The following is a 14766-nucleotide window of genomic DNA, read 5'->3' on the forward strand; positions in this document are numbered from 1 at the left end:
TTTCCTAAGTCATGATGAATCGGCCAATATTCGGCGTTCTTTAATCAAAGGGAGGCAAAATGATGTCATTGCTACCTTCGCTGGGGTTCGCCGGAATCGGCCTGATGGGCTTGCCGATGTGTCGGCGTCTTTTGGCCGCGGGCTATCCGCTGACGGTGTGGAATCGCAATCCGGATAAATGCAAACCATTGGTGGAAGCGGGTGCGCGGCAGGTCGCTAGCCCGGCCGAACTGTGCCAGCACGCTGACGTGGTGATGTTGTGCCTGGCCGATACGGCGGTCGTGGGCGAGGTGGTGTTTGGTCCGGCAGGTATTGCCGAGGGTGCGAAAAGCGGTCAGTTGCTGGTGGATTTTTCCAGCCTTGAGCCCAACGCCACGCGGGAAATGGCCGCGCAGCTCGCCGCAAAATCCGGCATGGCCTGGCTGGACACTCCAGTGTCCGGTGGTGTGGTGGGGGCCGAAGCCGGCAGCCTGGCGATCATGGTCGGCGGTGAGGCGCAGGACCTGGAGCGGGTCCGCTCCGTACTGATGAACCTTGGGCAGCGGGTGACGCACATGGGCGGTGTCGGTGCCGGGCAGGTGACCAAGGCGTGCAATCAGATGATCGTCGCCTGCAATGCCCTGGTGATTGCCGAAGTGGTGGCGCTGGCGGAGCGTTCCGGGGTGGATGCCAGCCTGATCGCCGAGGCGCTGGCCGGAGGTTTTGCCGATTCGAAACCGTTGCAGATCCTCGCCCCGCAAATGGCCGAAAACCGCTTCGAGCCGGTCAAGTGGCACGTGCGCACCTTGCTCAAGGATCTGGACACTGCGGTGAAATTTTCCCGTGAGCAGGGTTCGGCGACACCCATCAGCGGCCTGGCGGCGCAATTGATGCGCCTGCATGGCAGCCAGGGCTTCCTCGAAAAAGACCCGTCTACATTAGTGCAGTTGTACCGTGAGCCAGACTCAACGTCGTGACGGTGTAGGCATGCTTGCGCTGGTTGATTTCGTTCAGCACCGGATGCAGATCGGCCAGCGGCACCGGCCGGCTCAGCAGGTAGCCCTGGACGAAGTCACAGCCGTGGTTTTCCAGGAACTGGTATTGCTCGAAGGTTTCGACGCCTTCGGTGACCACTTGCAGGTGCAGGGTATGGGCCATGACGATAATCGCCTGGACAATTTCCATGTCCTGGGTGGCCTTTGGAATGTCCTGAATGAACGAACGGTCGATTTTCAGCGTATTGAGCGGCAGGCGCTTGAGGTAGGCCAGCGATGAATAGCCGGTGCCGAAGTCATCGATCGACAGCGACACGCCGAGGGCGCGTATCTGGCGCAGCAATATCAGCGTGTTGGCGATATTGCCCATCAAGGCATTTTCGGTGACCTCCAGTTCCAGTCGGTGCGGCGCCACGCCGGCGGCGCGCAATGCGAATTCGATCTCGTCGGCCAGTTCCTCTCGCGCCAGGTTCAGTGGCGAGCAGTTCACCGCGATCTTGAGGTCTTCACAGCCCTGGCGCGACAGCTCGGCCAGATCCTCGCAGGCCTTGCGCAATACCCAGTTATCCAGCTCGGCGATCAAGCCGTTGGCTTCGGCGATGGCGATAAAGCGATCCGGCACCAAGAAACCGTGGACCGGGTGCTGCCAGCGAATCAAGGCTTCGAGTTTGCTGACCTGACCGGTCTTGAGGTCATAGATCGGTTGGTAATAGAGCATCAGGCCGGTGTCTTCACGCAGGGCGTGGCGCAGTTCTTCTTCCAACTGCAGCTCGAGGGTGGCGCGGGTCTTCAGGTTGGCGCTGAAAAAATTCAGGCCGTTGCGGCCGCTGCCCTTGGACTGATAAAGCGCCAGGTCGGCGTTCTTCAGCAGTTCCTCACAGGTCTTGCCGTCTTCGGGAAACAGGCTGATGCCAATGCTGGTGGTCATGACCATGCGCCGGCCGGCCAGCTCGATGGGTTCCTTCATTTTCTGCATGATGCGCTGGGCCATCTGCCGCGCTTCGTCACGGTCGTGCAGGTCGATGAGCAGGCAGAACTCGTCGCCGCCGAAGCGGGCCACTACATCTTCGTGGCTGCGGATCGAACTCTTGATATGCCCGGCGAGCACCTTGAGCAGTTCGTCGCCGGCGTCGTGACCGAGGCTGTCGTTGATCCGCTTGAAATGATCGATGTCGAGGAACAGGACGGCCAGCATCCCGCCTTCATTGGATTTCTCGATCAGTTTTTCGGCGAAAATCTGGTTGAACCCGCGCCGGTTGAGCAGGTTGGTGAGGGCGTCGTAATGCGCCACCTGTTGCAGCGACATGCGCGCCTGGTCCAGTTGGCTGAGCAGCGAATTGACCCGCTGCAGGTCGTGGTCCTTGTGTTGCAGCTTCTTGTCCGCCAGTGCCGCGCTGATGCTGCTGCCGATGATCAGCAGGGTCATCACCGTCACGGTCAGGGCCAGTTGCAGGTGACTGTGTTCAGCGGGTTGCGCGGGCAGGGTGCCGCCGGGCAGCACCAGGTTGAAGGCGGCCATGGCGGTGAAGTGCATGCTGAGGATGCCCGCCCCGAGCATCAGGCTGGCGCAGTATTTGAACAGTTGATGCAGCATCCCGGCGCCGTTGCGCAAGTACCAGGCCAGCAGCAAGGCTGCCAGTGCAGCGCCAATGGCGATGGCGATGGACAGGGCAAACAGGCCCGGGTGGTAGTAGATGCTGGCATTGGAATGCATTGCCGCCATGCCCACGTAATGCATGGTCGCGATGCCCAGGCCGATCCCGACAGAGGCCATGAGGCACCTTTGAACATTCAGGTGCGGGAGACTGAGGGTGTGCATCGCCAGCCAGGCTGCCAGCAACGCGATGGATAGCGAGAGCAGCGTGACAGGGAGTTGGTAGTGAAGATCGACTGGCGCCTGGAAGGCCAGCATGCCGACGAAGTGCATGGCCCAGATCCCGCCCGCCAGGCATCCGGCGCCCACCCAGCGCCAGCGCGTCTGGGAAGCCGACCTTTCGGCGTGAGCAACCCGTTCGGCCATGTCCAGTGTCGCGAAGCAGCCGACACAGGCGACCAGATACGCCAGCAGCACCAGAAACGGGTCATGGGTGCAATTGAGTATGACCTGCCCACTCTCTGGTAGCTCGGTAATGAAATGCAAACCAAGCCACTCCATAGCATGCCCCATCGTTATCCCTCAGGCCGGCGCAAGGAGCGCCAACGAACGCCTTGGAGTATAGAGGGCGTGGGTGGAGTGCAAGCGGTAGTGGCATATTGGTGCCAATGATTTCGACATTAGGCTAATAGCGATTAGTGCTAATGCTTAGGCGATTTGCCTCTGAGGCAGCTCGAACGCTGGTTCCAGGGGGGGCAGGCCGAAAGCGGCACGGGCTGCATCGCAATCGGGGTTGGCCAGGCCGTCGACCCATGAAGCTTCGAACTCGCGGCAAGTGCTGGAGCGTTTTTCGTAGATCGAGCACTGCACTGCGCTGCCCACGTCGCCCACCAGGCTGGCGCAGCGCACGGGTTTGCAGCCGGTGCCGAGCATCGCGACCCGGCTGGGGCTGATCTGTTCGACCAGCTCATCGGGTACCGTCCCCCCGGACGAGGCGCATTCACCCCAGAAAAATGACACGCGAAAATGAGAACAGCAGGCACCGCAATTCAGACAGGGACTGACTTCGGACATGGGCGATTATCGTATGGAGGAGTGGAGACGCAGGGGGAAACGAGGGCGCTATTCTAGGCTTCGGCAACGGCTTGGGAAGGGGGGGCGAGCGGTATTTTTCAACCACCGGACGGACTGCCGCAGTCCCCGTCCCCCTGTAGGAGCAAGCCTGCTCGCGAAAGCGCCGTATCAATCACCCTCATTGCCCAATGACACACCACTTCGCGAGCAGGCTCGCTCCTACAGGTCGTGCGTCATGGTCAGGTATCAGCCGGGCGAATAATGACAGACAGTTGGCGCAGGCCTGTCTAGATTGCATAGTCCGGGAGCAGTGACGCTCCGACAACAATAAAAGAGACGGACCCATGCAGAACTCGACCCAAGCGGCCAATGCCTGGCGCATTCTGTTCCTGTTGTTCCTGGCCAACCTGTTCAACTTTTTCGACCGGACCATCCCGGCGATCATCATCGAGCCCATTCGCATGGAATGGCATCTCAGTGACTTCCAGTTGGGCATCATCGGCACCGCGTTTACCCTCGTCTATGCCATTGCCGGTCTGCCATTGGGGCGCATGGCCGATACCGGCTCGCGCAGCAAACTGATGGGCTGGGGGCTGGCAGTGTGGAGCGGTCTGACCGCCGTCAATGGCATGGTCGGCAGTTTCTGGAGTTTCCTGCTAGTGCGCATGGGCATCGGCATCGGCGAAGCCAGTTATGCGCCGGCGGCCAACTCGCTGATCGGCGACCTGTTTCCAGCCCACCGTCGGGCGCGGGCCATGGGCATCTTCATGCTCGGCCTGCCGTTGGGGCTGTTGCTGGCGTTCTTCACCATCGGGGCGATGGTCAAGGCATTCGATAGCTGGCGCGCACCGTTCTTCATCGCGGCGGTGCCGGGGCTGATCCTCGCGATCTTCATGTTTTTCATCAAGGAGCCCAAGCGCGGGGCCGCCGAGAGCGTCCAGGTGTCGCAGGAAAAGATCGATCGGCCTATTCGTCGGGTGCTGGCCGTACCGACCTTTCTCTGGATGGTGATGGCCGGCCTGTGTTTCAACTTCGCCACCTATGCCTGTAACTCATTCATGGTGCCGATGCTGCAACGGTATTTCCTGATGCCATTGCAGGAAGCGGCCGTGGCTACCGGGGTAATTGTTGGTATTACCGGGTTGGTAGGCCTGACGCTCGGTGGCTGGATTGCCGACAAGATTCACCAACGGGTCGCCAATGGGCGACTGCTGTTCGCGGCTTTCAGCCTGGTGATATCAACGGTGTGCACCGCGTGGGCCCTGCATTCCGGGCGTATCGAGATGGGTGTGTTTGTCGCCGTGTTCAGCGTCGGCTGGCTGTTTGCCTACAACTTCTACACCTGCGTATACACGGCCATGCAGGACGTGGTCGAGCCGCGCCTGCGCGCAACGGCCATGGCGCTGTTTTTTGCCGGGCTATACCTGTTGGGTGGCGGCCTGGGGCCAGTGGTGGTCGGGGCCTTGTCCGATCACTTTGCCCACACGGCGATGCTCGCCGCGGGCACCGAGCAGATGACTGAGGCGTTTAAAGCGGTCGGCCTGCACGATGCGATGTACCTGATTCCGGTGGCGCTGTTGTTTACCGTAGTGTTTTTGTTTTTGGCGTCGCGCAGTTTTGTGCGCGATGCCAAGCGGATGAAGGATGGGTTGTCGGCGGTGGTTGAGCAGGAGGCTTCTGTGGCGACTGCATAATTGCCTTCGCGAGCAGGCTCGCTCCTACAAGGGATCTCGTGTTACCCAAGATCCATTGTAGGAGCGAGCCTGCTCGCGAAGAGGCCATGGGCATCACTGCAAAAACCAGATCAACAAAAAAGGCCCGCATCACGGCGGGCCTTTTGTTTTTACCGGGAGGCAGAGGGGATCAACCCGCCACCAACACCCGAATCGCTTCCAGTCGCAGCGCAGCCTTGTCGAGCATGGCCAGGCCTTGTTCGCGTTGTTTGCGCAGGGCCACCAGTTCGCTGTCGCGTACGGTCGGGTTGACCGCTTGCAACGCGCTCAGGCGTGCCAATTCTTCGTCGGTATCGGCGGCCAGGCGACGCTGCGCCTCGGCGACACGCTCGGTGTGGCGCGGCAGGATCTTCGCTTCACCGGCGTTGATCCGTGGCGTCAACTGGTCACGTTGGGCCTGGATGAACTTGTTCGCGCTGGCACGCGGCACGCTTTCGAGCTGGTCGTTCAAGGTTTCGAACGCGACACGGGCCGACAGGTCGTTGCCGTTGGTGTCGAGCAGGCAGCGCAGGGCAGCCGGCGGCAAGTAACGGCCCAGTTGCAGCGAGCGCGGGGCAACCACTTCACTGACATACAGTAGCTCCAGCAATACGGTGCCCGGTTTCAGCGCCTTGTTCTTGATCAGCGCCACGGCGGTGTTGCCCATGGAGCCGGACAGCACCAGGTCCATGCCGCCCTGCACCATCGGGTGCTCCCAGGTAATGAATTGCATGTCTTCGCGAGACAGCGCCTGGTTGCGGTCGTAGGTGATGGTCACGCCTTCGTCGTCGCCCAGCGGGAAACTGGCGTCGAGCATTTTTTCGCTCGGCTTGAGAATCAGCGCGTTTTCCGAATGGTCTTCGCTGTCGATGCCGAAGGCGTCGAACAGGGTTTCCATGTAGATCGGCAGGGCGAACTGATCGTCTTGCTCAAGAATGTCCTCGACCAGCGCATCGCCTTCGCCCGCACCACCGGAATTCAGCTCCAGCAAGCGGTCACGGCCGGTGTGCAGTTCGGCTTCCAGGCGCTCGCGCTCGGTGCGCGCTTCGTCGATCAGTGCCTGCCACTCGCCATCGTCGGCTTCTTCGAGCAGCGGCAGCAGGCGCGGACCGAACTGGTGCTGCAAGGCGTTGCCGGTCGGGCAGGTGTTGAGGAAGGCGTTCAGCGCTTCGTGGTACCACTGGAACAGGCGCTCTTGCGGGCTGGTTTCCAGGTACGGCACGTGCAGTTCGATGATGTGCTTCTGGCCGATCCGGTCGAGACGACCGATACGTTGTTCCAGCAGGTCGGGGTGCGCCGGCAGGTCGAACAGCACCAGGTGATGGGAGAACTGGAAGTTGCGGCCTTCACTGCCGATTTCCGAGCAGATCAGCACCTGCGCGCCAAACTCTTCGTCGGCGAAGTAGGCGGCGGCGCGGTCACGCTCGAGGATGTTCATGCCCTCATGGAACACCGTGGCCGGAATGCCGGAACGCACGCGCAGGGCGTCTTCCAGGTCCATGGCGGTTTCGGCGTGGGCACAGATCACCAGTACTTTGGTGCGCTTGAGCATCTTCAGCTGGTCGATCAGCCATTCGACGCGCGGGTCGAACTTCCACCAGCGTTCTTCTTCGCTGGCGTCCGGTTGGGCCTGGAAGCTGACTTCCGGGTACAGCTCGGCGTGATCGCCCAATGGCAGTTCGAGGTATTCGTCCGGGCACGGCAGTGGGTACGGGTGCAGCTTGCGCTCCGGGAAACCCTGCACGGCGGCGCGGGTGTTACGGAACAGCACGCGGCCGGTGCCGTGGCGGTCGAGCAGTTCGCGCACGAGACGGGCGCTGGCTTCGGTGTCGCCATCGTTGACGGCGGCCAGCAGGGCTTCGCCTTCGTTACCGAGGAAGCCGTGGATGGTCTTGTGGGCTTGCGGCGACAGGCGCCCTTGGTCCAGCAGTTCCTGGACGGCTTCGGCCACCGGGCGATAGTTCTCGCTCTCGGCGCGGAAGGCTTGCAGGTCGTGGAAACGGTTCGGGTCGAGCAGGCGCAGACGAGCAAAGTGGCTGTCCTGGCCCAGTTGTTCCGGGGTCGCGGTCAACAGCAGTACGCCCGGAATGGTTTCGGCGAGTTGCTCGACCAGGGAATACTCAGGGCTGACCTGATCTTCGTGCCATACCAGGTGGTGAGCCTCGTCGACCACCAGCAAGTCCCAACCGGCCGCGAACAACGCGTCCTGGGCCTTCTCGTCGTCCACCAGCCACTCCAGCGCAACCAGTGCCAGTTGGGTGTCTTCGAACGGGTTGCTGGCATCGCTTTCGATGAAACGTTCTTCGTCGAACAGCGCGACTTGCAAGTTGAAACGGCGGCGCATCTCCACCAGCCACTGGTGCTGGAGGTTTTCCGGCACCAGGATCAACACGCGGTTGGCGCGCCCGGACAGCAGTTGGCGATGGATCACCAAACCGGCTTCGATGGTTTTGCCCAGGCCCACTTCGTCGGCCAGCAAAACCCGCGGCGCGATACGATCGGCGACTTCACGGGCAATGTGCAACTGGTGCGCGATCGGTTGCGCACGCACGCCACCCAGGCCCCACAGCGCCGACTGCAACTGGCGGCTGGTGTGTTCCAGGGTGTGGTAACGCAGGGAGAACCAGGCCAGCGGGTCGATCTGGCCGGCGAACAGACGGTCGCTGGCCAAACGGAACTGGATGAAGTTCGACAGCTGGGTTTCCGGCAGGGTGACCACTTCGTTTTGCGCGTTGAGGCCGTGGTAGACCAGCAGGCCATCGACGTCGTCGACTTCGCGCACGGTCAGTTTCCAGCCTTCGAAGTGCGTGATGGAGTCACCGGGCGAAAACCTCACACGGGTGAGGGGCGCATTCCGTAGCGCGTACTGGCGGGTGTCGCCAGTGGCCGGGTAGAGCACGGTCAACAAGCGGCCGTCCTGTGCCAGAACGGTGCCTAAACCCAGCTCGGCTTCGCTGTCACTGATCCAGCGTTGCCCCGGTTGATACTGCTGCGCCATGCTGCCTGACTCCCACCTTGAAAAAGCGGGCTATCTTAACGGAATGAGGGCTTCAGGGCCAAAGGACTCTCAGAAAAACTCACAGCCTTACGTTAGCCCACCTGTGCAGGGATCGCCTTGAAGTGCACCTTTGAGTGCCAATTGAGTCACAGTTTGCGACCGATGGCTCAAGTCGCCATCCGCGCAGCCGACAGCCTGCTGACAGGAGACCCGCTACCATGCTGATACCGATGCTCCCCTTGAGCGCCGTACCGATCACCTCACAGACTGACCCGATCCGCCAGCGCCCGGACATCCCGCCGGTGGTGCCGGTGCAGGAAAGCGCCAGTGAAAGCACCATCGACCTGCAACAGCGCAATCCCGAGGAGGATGGCCTGGTGCTGCGCGAGGAACAACGCCGCCGGCAGGAACAGGAACGACGTCGCCACGAAGCCGACAATGATCCCGAGGCGCACCTTGCGATTCCCGGCGATGAACTCAATGCCGACAACACCGTGCCTGTGGCGCCGCTGATGGAAGATCAGCCGCGACAGGGGCTGTGGGTCGATATCGAGATTTGAGCAGGCTGGTCAGCGCGGCCGTCTGGCCGCATTATTGGCGCAGGGAACGCCGAACGTTACGGCGGCTGACACTCATTTCAAGCGATGCACTGACCGCCATGAGCCAAGACGACAAGCTGATCGACCTTAACGCCGAACGCGCCAAGCGTGTTCATGACCTCAATGACAAACGGCTCAATGAAGTTCGCCAGGCCTTCGAGCAAGCCATGCCGCTGGGCAAGGCCAAGAAGAAGCCGAAGAACAAACCGAAAAAACGCTGAGCCTTCCCCCGCATTCATCGATGCGGGTCAAACTTTTCCCTTCCTTTTGCCCAATCTCGGGCGACATTGACCCCGGTCAATATTTTCTCCTGCCCGTTTGGTTAACTTAGCCCCATCGCAACAGGGCAATTTCAGGAGACGCGTCATGTTTTTCGACAACGTGGTGTTCGCCGGAGTGCTGACTGTCAGCCTCATGTTTGTATTTTTCGCAGGGTTCGGACTTTTTATCTGGAAGGATTCGCACAAGCGGAAATAAAACCGCCGCTCTTTCTGGATGCAATGAGCACGCAAGGCATTTTGGGCAACTTCGGTTGCCTTTTTTTTGCCTGTTATTCGAGCATTGCACACGGTCAATGTCGGCGCTGGCTTGCCAGCGAAAATGATCTATCAGCCCACATTAATGTTGGATGTGCCGGCCTCTTCGCTGGCAAGCCAGCTCCTACAGGATTTGTGGTGTGGCGAAGAATTGGATAATAAAAAAGGCGCGTTCCTCACGGAGCGCGCCTTTTTTGTTTGGCTTTTAATTAGCTGCCAAGTGCCTTCGAGGCCAGCCAGAACAGCCCGGCCGACAGCGCCACGGTGGCTGGCAGCGTCAATACCCAGGCCAGCAGGATGGTTTTGACAGTGCCGCCCTGCAGGCCGCTTTTGTTGGCGACCATGGTGCCCGCCACGCCCGAGGACAGTACATGGGTGGTGGAAACCGGCAGGCTGAAGATGTTCGCCAGGCCGATCAAACTGGCGGTGGTGATCTGCGCCGACATGCCCTGGGAGTAGGTCATGCCTTGCTTGCCGATCTTCTCGCCAATGGTCAGTACCACGCGTTTCCAACCGACCATGGTGCCTAGGCCCAAGGCCAGTGCCACGGCCAGGATGACCCAGAACGGTGCGTATTCGGTGGTGGTGGTCAGGTCTTTGCGTAGCTTGTCCAGGTCAGCCTTTTCACGGGCGCCGAGGCTTGGCAGCTTGCTGACTTTCTTCGCCGTGTCGTCCAGGCAGAGCAGGTAGCGACGGATCTCTATGCGGCTTTCGGCCGGCAGCGAGTGGTAGTCGGCGACACCCTTGAGGGTACGCAGCAGTGCAGCAATGGTCGGTTCGGTCTGTTGCGGGTTGCAACGGAATTTCTCCGGCAGATCGCCTTCAACGCTCTTGCCCAGGGCCAGGAACTCGCCCAGGTTGTCAGTGTTGCGCTGATAAAACTGGCTCAGGTGCAGGGTGGCGTCGCGGGTACGCTCGATCTGGTAGGTCGTGCTGTTCAGGTCGAGAACGAACTGCGCCGGCACGATACCGATCAGGACCAGCATGATCAGGCCGATACCTTTCTGGCCATCGTTGGAACCGTGCACGAAGCTCACGGCCATGGCCGAGATCACCAGGACCAGGCGATTCCAGAACGGCGGGTGCTTCTTGTCGTCAAGCTTGCGGCGCTGTTCCGGCGTCTTGTGCATCTTCGACAGTGGACGCCACCATTTAAGACCGATCAGGATCAATGCAGCGATCAGGAAGCCGGCCATTGGCGAGAATACCAGCGAGGCGCCGATATCGATCGCTTTCTGCCAATTCACCCCGTCAGCCAATGGAATGTCGTTGATCAGGGCGTTGGCCAGGCCAACACCAAGGATCGAACCGATCAACGTGTGGGAGCTGGATGCCGGAATACCGAAGTACCAGGTACCCAGGTTCCAAGCGATGGCGGCGGCGAGCAACGAGAACACCATGGCCAGGCCATGTCCGGTGTTCACATTGATCAGCAGTTCCACCGGCAGCAGGTGGACGATGGCATAAGCCACGCCGACGCCGCCCAGCAGCACGCCGAGGAAGTTGAACACCCCGGAAAAGAACACCGCCAGGTGAGGCGGCATGGCTTTGGTGTAGATAACAGTGGCCACCGCATTAGCGGTGTCATGAAAGCCGTTGATGAACTCGAAGGCGAGGACAAAGGCCAGGGCGAGGAAGAGGCTCACAAGCACCCAAGCATCCAGTCCGCTGAATAAATCGATCATGAAGGTTTTCTGACCCGGTCATAAGGGGGCGCGATTATGCCAGAAAAGACTGCCAATCAATGCACTAGCTGCTCATCGGTAACATTCTTCAACGAAATTTTTTGCCTCGACGGCGTAAACCCAAGGGTTTTGCTGTGTTTTTTAACTCATTGATTTTATTTAAAAAACCAAGATTCAAAAAACCGTCATCACCCGGTAATAGGGGTTTGAATGCTTGTGTGAAAAATCTGAGAAATGGGTCAGATATCAGAAATGTGCCGGATTCGACGACGGTATAGGACGGCATGGGCCGCTGCCCGCTTGTAGCGGGCGCGCAAGGCAACCTCGGTACAGCCCGCTTTTAGCGGGTGCAGAGACCAGTCCTTGTAAGGGTCAGGCCGAAGCGGTCAAGGCTCTTCGGCTTTGAGTTCCTTTTCCATTTTCTGAAGTTCTTGCTGGAAAACCTGGTCCTGAACGGTGGCGCGTTTACGCCAGGGTTTGCGTTCCGGTTCGGCTTGGGCGGCGTAAGTGGTGACTTCCCCGCCGTAAACGTCCTTGTAACGTTGTTCCTGGCGCTCTAGTTCTGCGCGCAGTTCGTCTTTCGTCACAGTGCTACCTGTTTGAGTTGAGATAAATTCTGGTGAAAACGCGCTGCATCAAATCGATTGATCACGCTCGTCGAAGGGCAATGCCCGACAAGGGCATCGTTCTGGCAACAGTGTGATCAACAGTTCCATGTCGCAGGCGGCCACGGCACCAGAGATAAATTGCTGACGTAGCTTCAGTTTCCTGTTTCGGCAAGCGTCCGGGCATTGCTGTGCAATGCGGGTCTGGCGCTGACCAGGGGCAACGGCGATTGAACATCGTGTTGCCGGGTAACGGGGGTCGGCAAGTAAAAACTCCGAAGCGCTACTGAATCGTATTATAGCGGCCGATTTGAAGAACACTATCTCCGAAGAGTTAAAAGTAAATCTAGGTATGTGACTTTTTTTTTGCCACAAACTTTGCCTTAACTAGGGCGATGCCTTTCTGACGTCATTAAGTCGAACAAGTTACGCTAACTACATGGCGCCCTTAAGACCTGTCTCAAGTCGATGCAAACAAGCCCGCCGTCGCTGAATAACCGGGAAAGCGACGGATCTGACGGCTTGCGCGGCAGATTGCGATTATCGGTCGATCGTTCGATAATCGCCCGAAGTCGCTCGGCCGGGCTTGAGTGCCAGCCGCCAGCCCTTTGTAATAGCTGCTGATCCGAATGGGAAAAAGGACCTTGTATGAACGATCAAATGCGCAACGCCTTCGCTTCAGTGGCTCCACCCATCGTGGCTTCACCGGCCAAACGGATCCAGGCGATGACCGGTGACCCGGATTTCATGACCTCCCTGGCGCGCGGCCTGGCCGTGGTGCAGGCCTTTCAGGAACGCAAGCGGCACCTGACCATCGCCCAGATCAGCCATCGCACGGAAATCCCTCGCGCCGCCGTGCGCCGCTGCCTGCACACCCTGATCAAGCTTGGCTACGCCACCACCGACGGGCGTACCTACTCGCTGCTGCCCAAAGTGCTGACCCTGGGTCATGCCTATGTGTCCTCCACACCGCTGGCGGTGTCCGCCCAGCCTTACCTGGACCGCATGAGCGAGCAATTGCACGAGGCCTGCAACATGGCCACGCTGGAGGGTGACGACATTTTGTACATCGCCCGCTCGGCAACCACCCAGCGCCTGATTTCCGTGGACCTGTCGGTGGGCGGGCGCTTGCCGGCCTATTGCACGTCGATGGGGCGGATCCTGTTGGCCGCGCTGGATGACACGTCGCTGGGCGAATACCTCGATCATGCCGAGTTGCAGGCCAAGACCAGCCGCACGATTCATACCCCCGAGGCGTTGCTCGAATGCCTGCAAGAGGTGCGACAGCAGGGCTGGTGCATCGTCGATCAGGAATTGGAGCAAGGCCTGCGTTCGATTGCCGTGCCGGTGTATGACGCCTCGGGCCAGGTAGTGGCGGCCCTCAACGTCAGCACTCACGCCGGGCGTGTCAGCCGCAGCGAACTGGAGCAGCGGTTTCTGCCAGGCCTGCTCAGTGCCAGCCGCGACCTCAGTACCCAGTTGTTCTCCTAAGCTGTTCGATAATCGCACAGAGTCGCGCCGAGTGAATTGACGCTGTTTCCCATGGATCTTTACTGTCGCGACTGCGTCAGCCCTGCTGACAATTTTTCGACTGTGATCCATGGAATAAAAATAATGAACCAGCCCCAGTCTGCTGTCGGTCAGTGCCTTGACGTGCAGTCCTTCATCAATGCCCAACCCATTTCGCGCTACCAATGGCGGGTGGTGATCCTGTGTTTCCTGATTGTCTTCCTCGATGGCCTCGATACCGCGGCCATGGGCTTCATCGCGCCGGCGCTGTCCCAGGATTGGGGGATCGACCGCGCCAGCCTCGGCCCGGTCATGAGTGCGGCGCTGATCGGCATGGTCTTCGGTGCATTGGGTTCCGGCCCATTGGCGGATCGTTTCGGGCGCAAAGTCGTGCTGGTCGGTGCGGTGCTGTTGTTCGGTGCCTTCAGCCTGGCGTCGGCCTACAGCAGCAACGTCGAGCAGTTGCTGGTGTTGCGCTTTCTGACCGGGCTGGGCCTGGGTGCCGGCATGCCGAACGCCACGACTCTGCTGTCGGAGTACACCCCGGAGCGCAAAAAATCCCTGCTGGTGACCAGCATGTTCTGCGGTTTCAACCTGGGCATGGCGGGCGGCGGATTTATCTCGGCCAAGCTGATACCGGCGTTTGGCTGGCACAGCCTGCTGCTGATCGGCGGGGTTCTGCCGCTGATCCTCGGCGTCGTTTTGCTGCTTTGGTTGCCGGAGTCGGCGCGCTACCTGGTGGTGCGCAACCGCGGTACCGACAAAGTGCGCAAGGCGTTGGCGCCGATTGACCCGACGGTGGTGGCCCAGGCCTCCAGTTTCAGCGTGCCGGAACAGAAAACCGTGAAGGCGCGCAATGTGTTCGCGGTCATTTTCTCTGGCACCTACAGCGTAGGCACCTTGTTGTTGTGGCTGACCTACTTCATGGGCCTGGTGATCGTTTACTTGTTGACCAGTTGGTTGCCAACGCTGATGCGCGACAGTGGCGCGAGCATGGAGCAAGCCGCGTTTATCGGCGCGTTGTTCCAGTTCGGTGGCGTGCTGAGCGCGGTCGGTGTGGGCTGGGCGATGGACCGTTTCAATCCGCACAAGGTCATCGGCACGTTCTATTTGCTGGCCGGGGTGTTTGCCTACGCAGTGGGGCAGAGCCTGGGCAACATCACCCTGTTGGCGACGCTGGTGCTGGTGGCAGGGATGTGTGTCAACGGTGCGCAATCGGCGATGCCGTCGCTGGCGGCGCGATTCTATCCGACCCAGGGGCGCGCCACCGGGGTGTCGTGGATGCTCGGTATCGGCCGCTTCGGCGCGATTCTCGGGGCGTGGATGGGCGCGACGTTGCTGGGGCTGGGCTGGAACTTCGAGCAGGTGCTGACGGCGTTGGTGATTCCGGCGGCGTTGGCGACTACGGCCGTTGTGATCAAAGGCATGGTGAGTCATGCGGATGCGACCTGACGGGCTGAGCTGGATACTTTTGTGGGGT

12 protein-coding genes are annotated in these 14766 nt (G+C 60.2%); 7 read left to right on the forward strand and 5 right to left on the reverse strand.

What is annotated here, in order from left to right:
* Positions 1 to 59 precede the first annotated feature (59 nt).
* Positions 60 to 956 (forward strand): NAD(P)-dependent oxidoreductase, encoded by an 897-nt coding sequence (locus tag J1D76_RS22435; protein ID WP_421140525.1) that lies wholly within the window; start codon positions 60 to 62, stop codon positions 954 to 956.
* Here the strand turns inward: J1D76_RS22435 and J1D76_RS22440 are convergent.
* Together J1D76_RS22440 and J1D76_RS22445 are read right to left on the reverse strand one after the other, a co-directional pair.
* Entirely contained in the window at positions 913 to 3129 is a 2217-nt protein-coding gene (locus tag J1D76_RS22440; protein ID WP_421140583.1) for a putative bifunctional diguanylate cyclase/phosphodiesterase, read from the reverse strand. The genes J1D76_RS22435 and J1D76_RS22440 overlap by 44 nt on opposite strands.
* A gap of 147 nt (positions 3130 to 3276) precedes the next feature.
* Positions 3277 to 3642 (reverse strand): YkgJ family cysteine cluster protein, encoded by a 366-nt coding sequence (locus J1D76_RS22445; RefSeq protein ID WP_421140526.1) that lies wholly within the window; start codon positions 3640 to 3642, stop codon positions 3277 to 3279.
* A gap of 344 nt (positions 3643 to 3986) precedes the next feature.
* Between J1D76_RS22445 and J1D76_RS22450 the strand changes: the two genes are divergently transcribed.
* Entirely contained in the window at positions 3987 to 5336 is a 1350-nt protein-coding gene (locus J1D76_RS22450) for a spinster family MFS transporter (protein WP_421140527.1), read from the forward strand.
* A gap of 169 nt (positions 5337 to 5505) precedes the next feature.
* Here the strand turns inward: J1D76_RS22450 and rapA are convergent, their stop codons facing one another.
* Positions 5506 to 8352 (reverse strand): RNA polymerase-associated protein RapA, encoded by a 2847-nt coding sequence (rapA, locus tag J1D76_RS22455; RefSeq protein ID WP_421140528.1) that lies wholly within the window; start codon positions 8350 to 8352, stop codon positions 5506 to 5508.
* 218 nt (positions 8353 to 8570) lie between these two features.
* On the opposite strand from rapA, the gene J1D76_RS22460 reads away from it, so the two are divergent.
* The 3 genes from J1D76_RS22460 to ccoM all read left to right on the forward strand — a co-directional run bounded on the left by J1D76_RS22460 (position 8571) and on the right by ccoM (position 9428).
* Positions 8571 to 8912 carry an aspartate-semialdehyde dehydrogenase gene (locus J1D76_RS22460; protein ID WP_421140529.1) on the forward strand — a complete coding sequence of 114 codons (342 nt, stop codon included), beginning with the start codon at positions 8571 to 8573 and terminating at the stop codon, positions 8910 to 8912.
* Between the two features lie 98 nt (positions 8913 to 9010).
* On the forward strand, positions 9011 to 9172 hold the full coding sequence (locus tag J1D76_RS22465; protein WP_008016476.1) for a hypothetical protein: 162 nt from the start codon (positions 9011 to 9013) through the stop codon (positions 9170 to 9172).
* Between the two features lie 145 nt (positions 9173 to 9317).
* Positions 9318 to 9428 carry a cytochrome c oxidase subunit CcoM gene (gene ccoM / locus J1D76_RS22470; RefSeq protein ID WP_421140530.1) on the forward strand — a complete coding sequence of 37 codons (111 nt, stop codon included), beginning with the start codon at positions 9318 to 9320 and terminating at the stop codon, positions 9426 to 9428.
* 268 nt (positions 9429 to 9696) lie between these two features.
* Here the strand turns inward: ccoM and J1D76_RS22475 are convergent, their stop codons facing one another.
* Together J1D76_RS22475 and J1D76_RS22480 are read right to left on the reverse strand one after the other, a co-directional pair.
* On the reverse strand, positions 9697 to 11172 hold the full coding sequence (locus J1D76_RS22475) for an inorganic phosphate transporter (RefSeq protein WP_421140531.1): 1476 nt from the start codon (positions 11170 to 11172) through the stop codon (positions 9697 to 9699).
* Between the two features lie 386 nt (positions 11173 to 11558).
* Complete coding sequence (locus tag J1D76_RS22480; RefSeq protein WP_421140532.1) at positions 11559 to 11759, reverse strand: hypothetical protein; 201 nt, start codon at positions 11757 to 11759, stop codon at positions 11559 to 11561.
* A gap of 666 nt (positions 11760 to 12425) precedes the next feature.
* Here J1D76_RS22480 and pcaR point away from each other — a divergent pair.
* On the forward strand, positions 12426 to 13268 hold the full coding sequence (gene pcaR / locus J1D76_RS22485) for a pca regulon transcriptional regulator PcaR (RefSeq protein ID WP_421140533.1): 843 nt from the start codon (positions 12426 to 12428) through the stop codon (positions 13266 to 13268).
* 123 nt (positions 13269 to 13391) lie between these two features.
* The gene (locus J1D76_RS22490; protein ID WP_421140534.1) at positions 13392 to 14738 is read left to right on the forward strand and encodes an MFS transporter; all 1347 of its coding nucleotides are present in this window, start codon (positions 13392 to 13394) and stop codon (positions 14736 to 14738) included.
* The last annotated feature ends 28 nt before the right edge of the window (positions 14739 to 14766 follow it).

This window comes from Pseudomonas sp. NFX15 (assembly GCF_049132105.1).
GTDB lineage: Bacteria > Pseudomonadota > Gammaproteobacteria > Pseudomonadales > Pseudomonadaceae > Aquipseudomonas.

Coding starts and splice junctions, on each gene's coding strand:
- J1D76_RS22435 (WP_421140525.1), top strand. CDS start 60: ATGATGTCATTGCTACCTTCGCTGGGGTTCGCCGGAATCGGCCTGATG.
- J1D76_RS22440 (WP_421140583.1), bottom strand. CDS start 3,129: ATGGAGTGGCTTGGTTTGCATTTCATTACCGAGCTACCAGAGAGTGGG.
- J1D76_RS22445 (WP_421140526.1), bottom strand. CDS start 3,642: ATGTCCGAAGTCAGTCCCTGTCTGAATTGCGGTGCCTGCTGTTCTCAT.
- J1D76_RS22450 (WP_421140527.1), top strand. CDS start 3,987: ATGCAGAACTCGACCCAAGCGGCCAATGCCTGGCGCATTCTGTTCCTG.
- rapA (WP_421140528.1), bottom strand. CDS start 8,352: ATGGCGCAGCAGTATCAACCGGGGCAACGCTGGATCAGTGACAGCGAA.
- J1D76_RS22460 (WP_421140529.1), top strand. CDS start 8,571: ATGCTGATACCGATGCTCCCCTTGAGCGCCGTACCGATCACCTCACAG.
- J1D76_RS22465 (WP_008016476.1), top strand. CDS start 9,011: ATGAGCCAAGACGACAAGCTGATCGACCTTAACGCCGAACGCGCCAAG.
- ccoM (WP_421140530.1), top strand. CDS start 9,318: ATGTTTTTCGACAACGTGGTGTTCGCCGGAGTGCTGACTGTCAGCCTC.
- J1D76_RS22475 (WP_421140531.1), bottom strand. CDS start 11,172: ATGATCGATTTATTCAGCGGACTGGATGCTTGGGTGCTTGTGAGCCTC.
- pcaR (WP_421140533.1), top strand. CDS start 12,426: ATGAACGATCAAATGCGCAACGCCTTCGCTTCAGTGGCTCCACCCATC.
- J1D76_RS22490 (WP_421140534.1), top strand. CDS start 13,392: ATGAACCAGCCCCAGTCTGCTGTCGGTCAGTGCCTTGACGTGCAGTCC.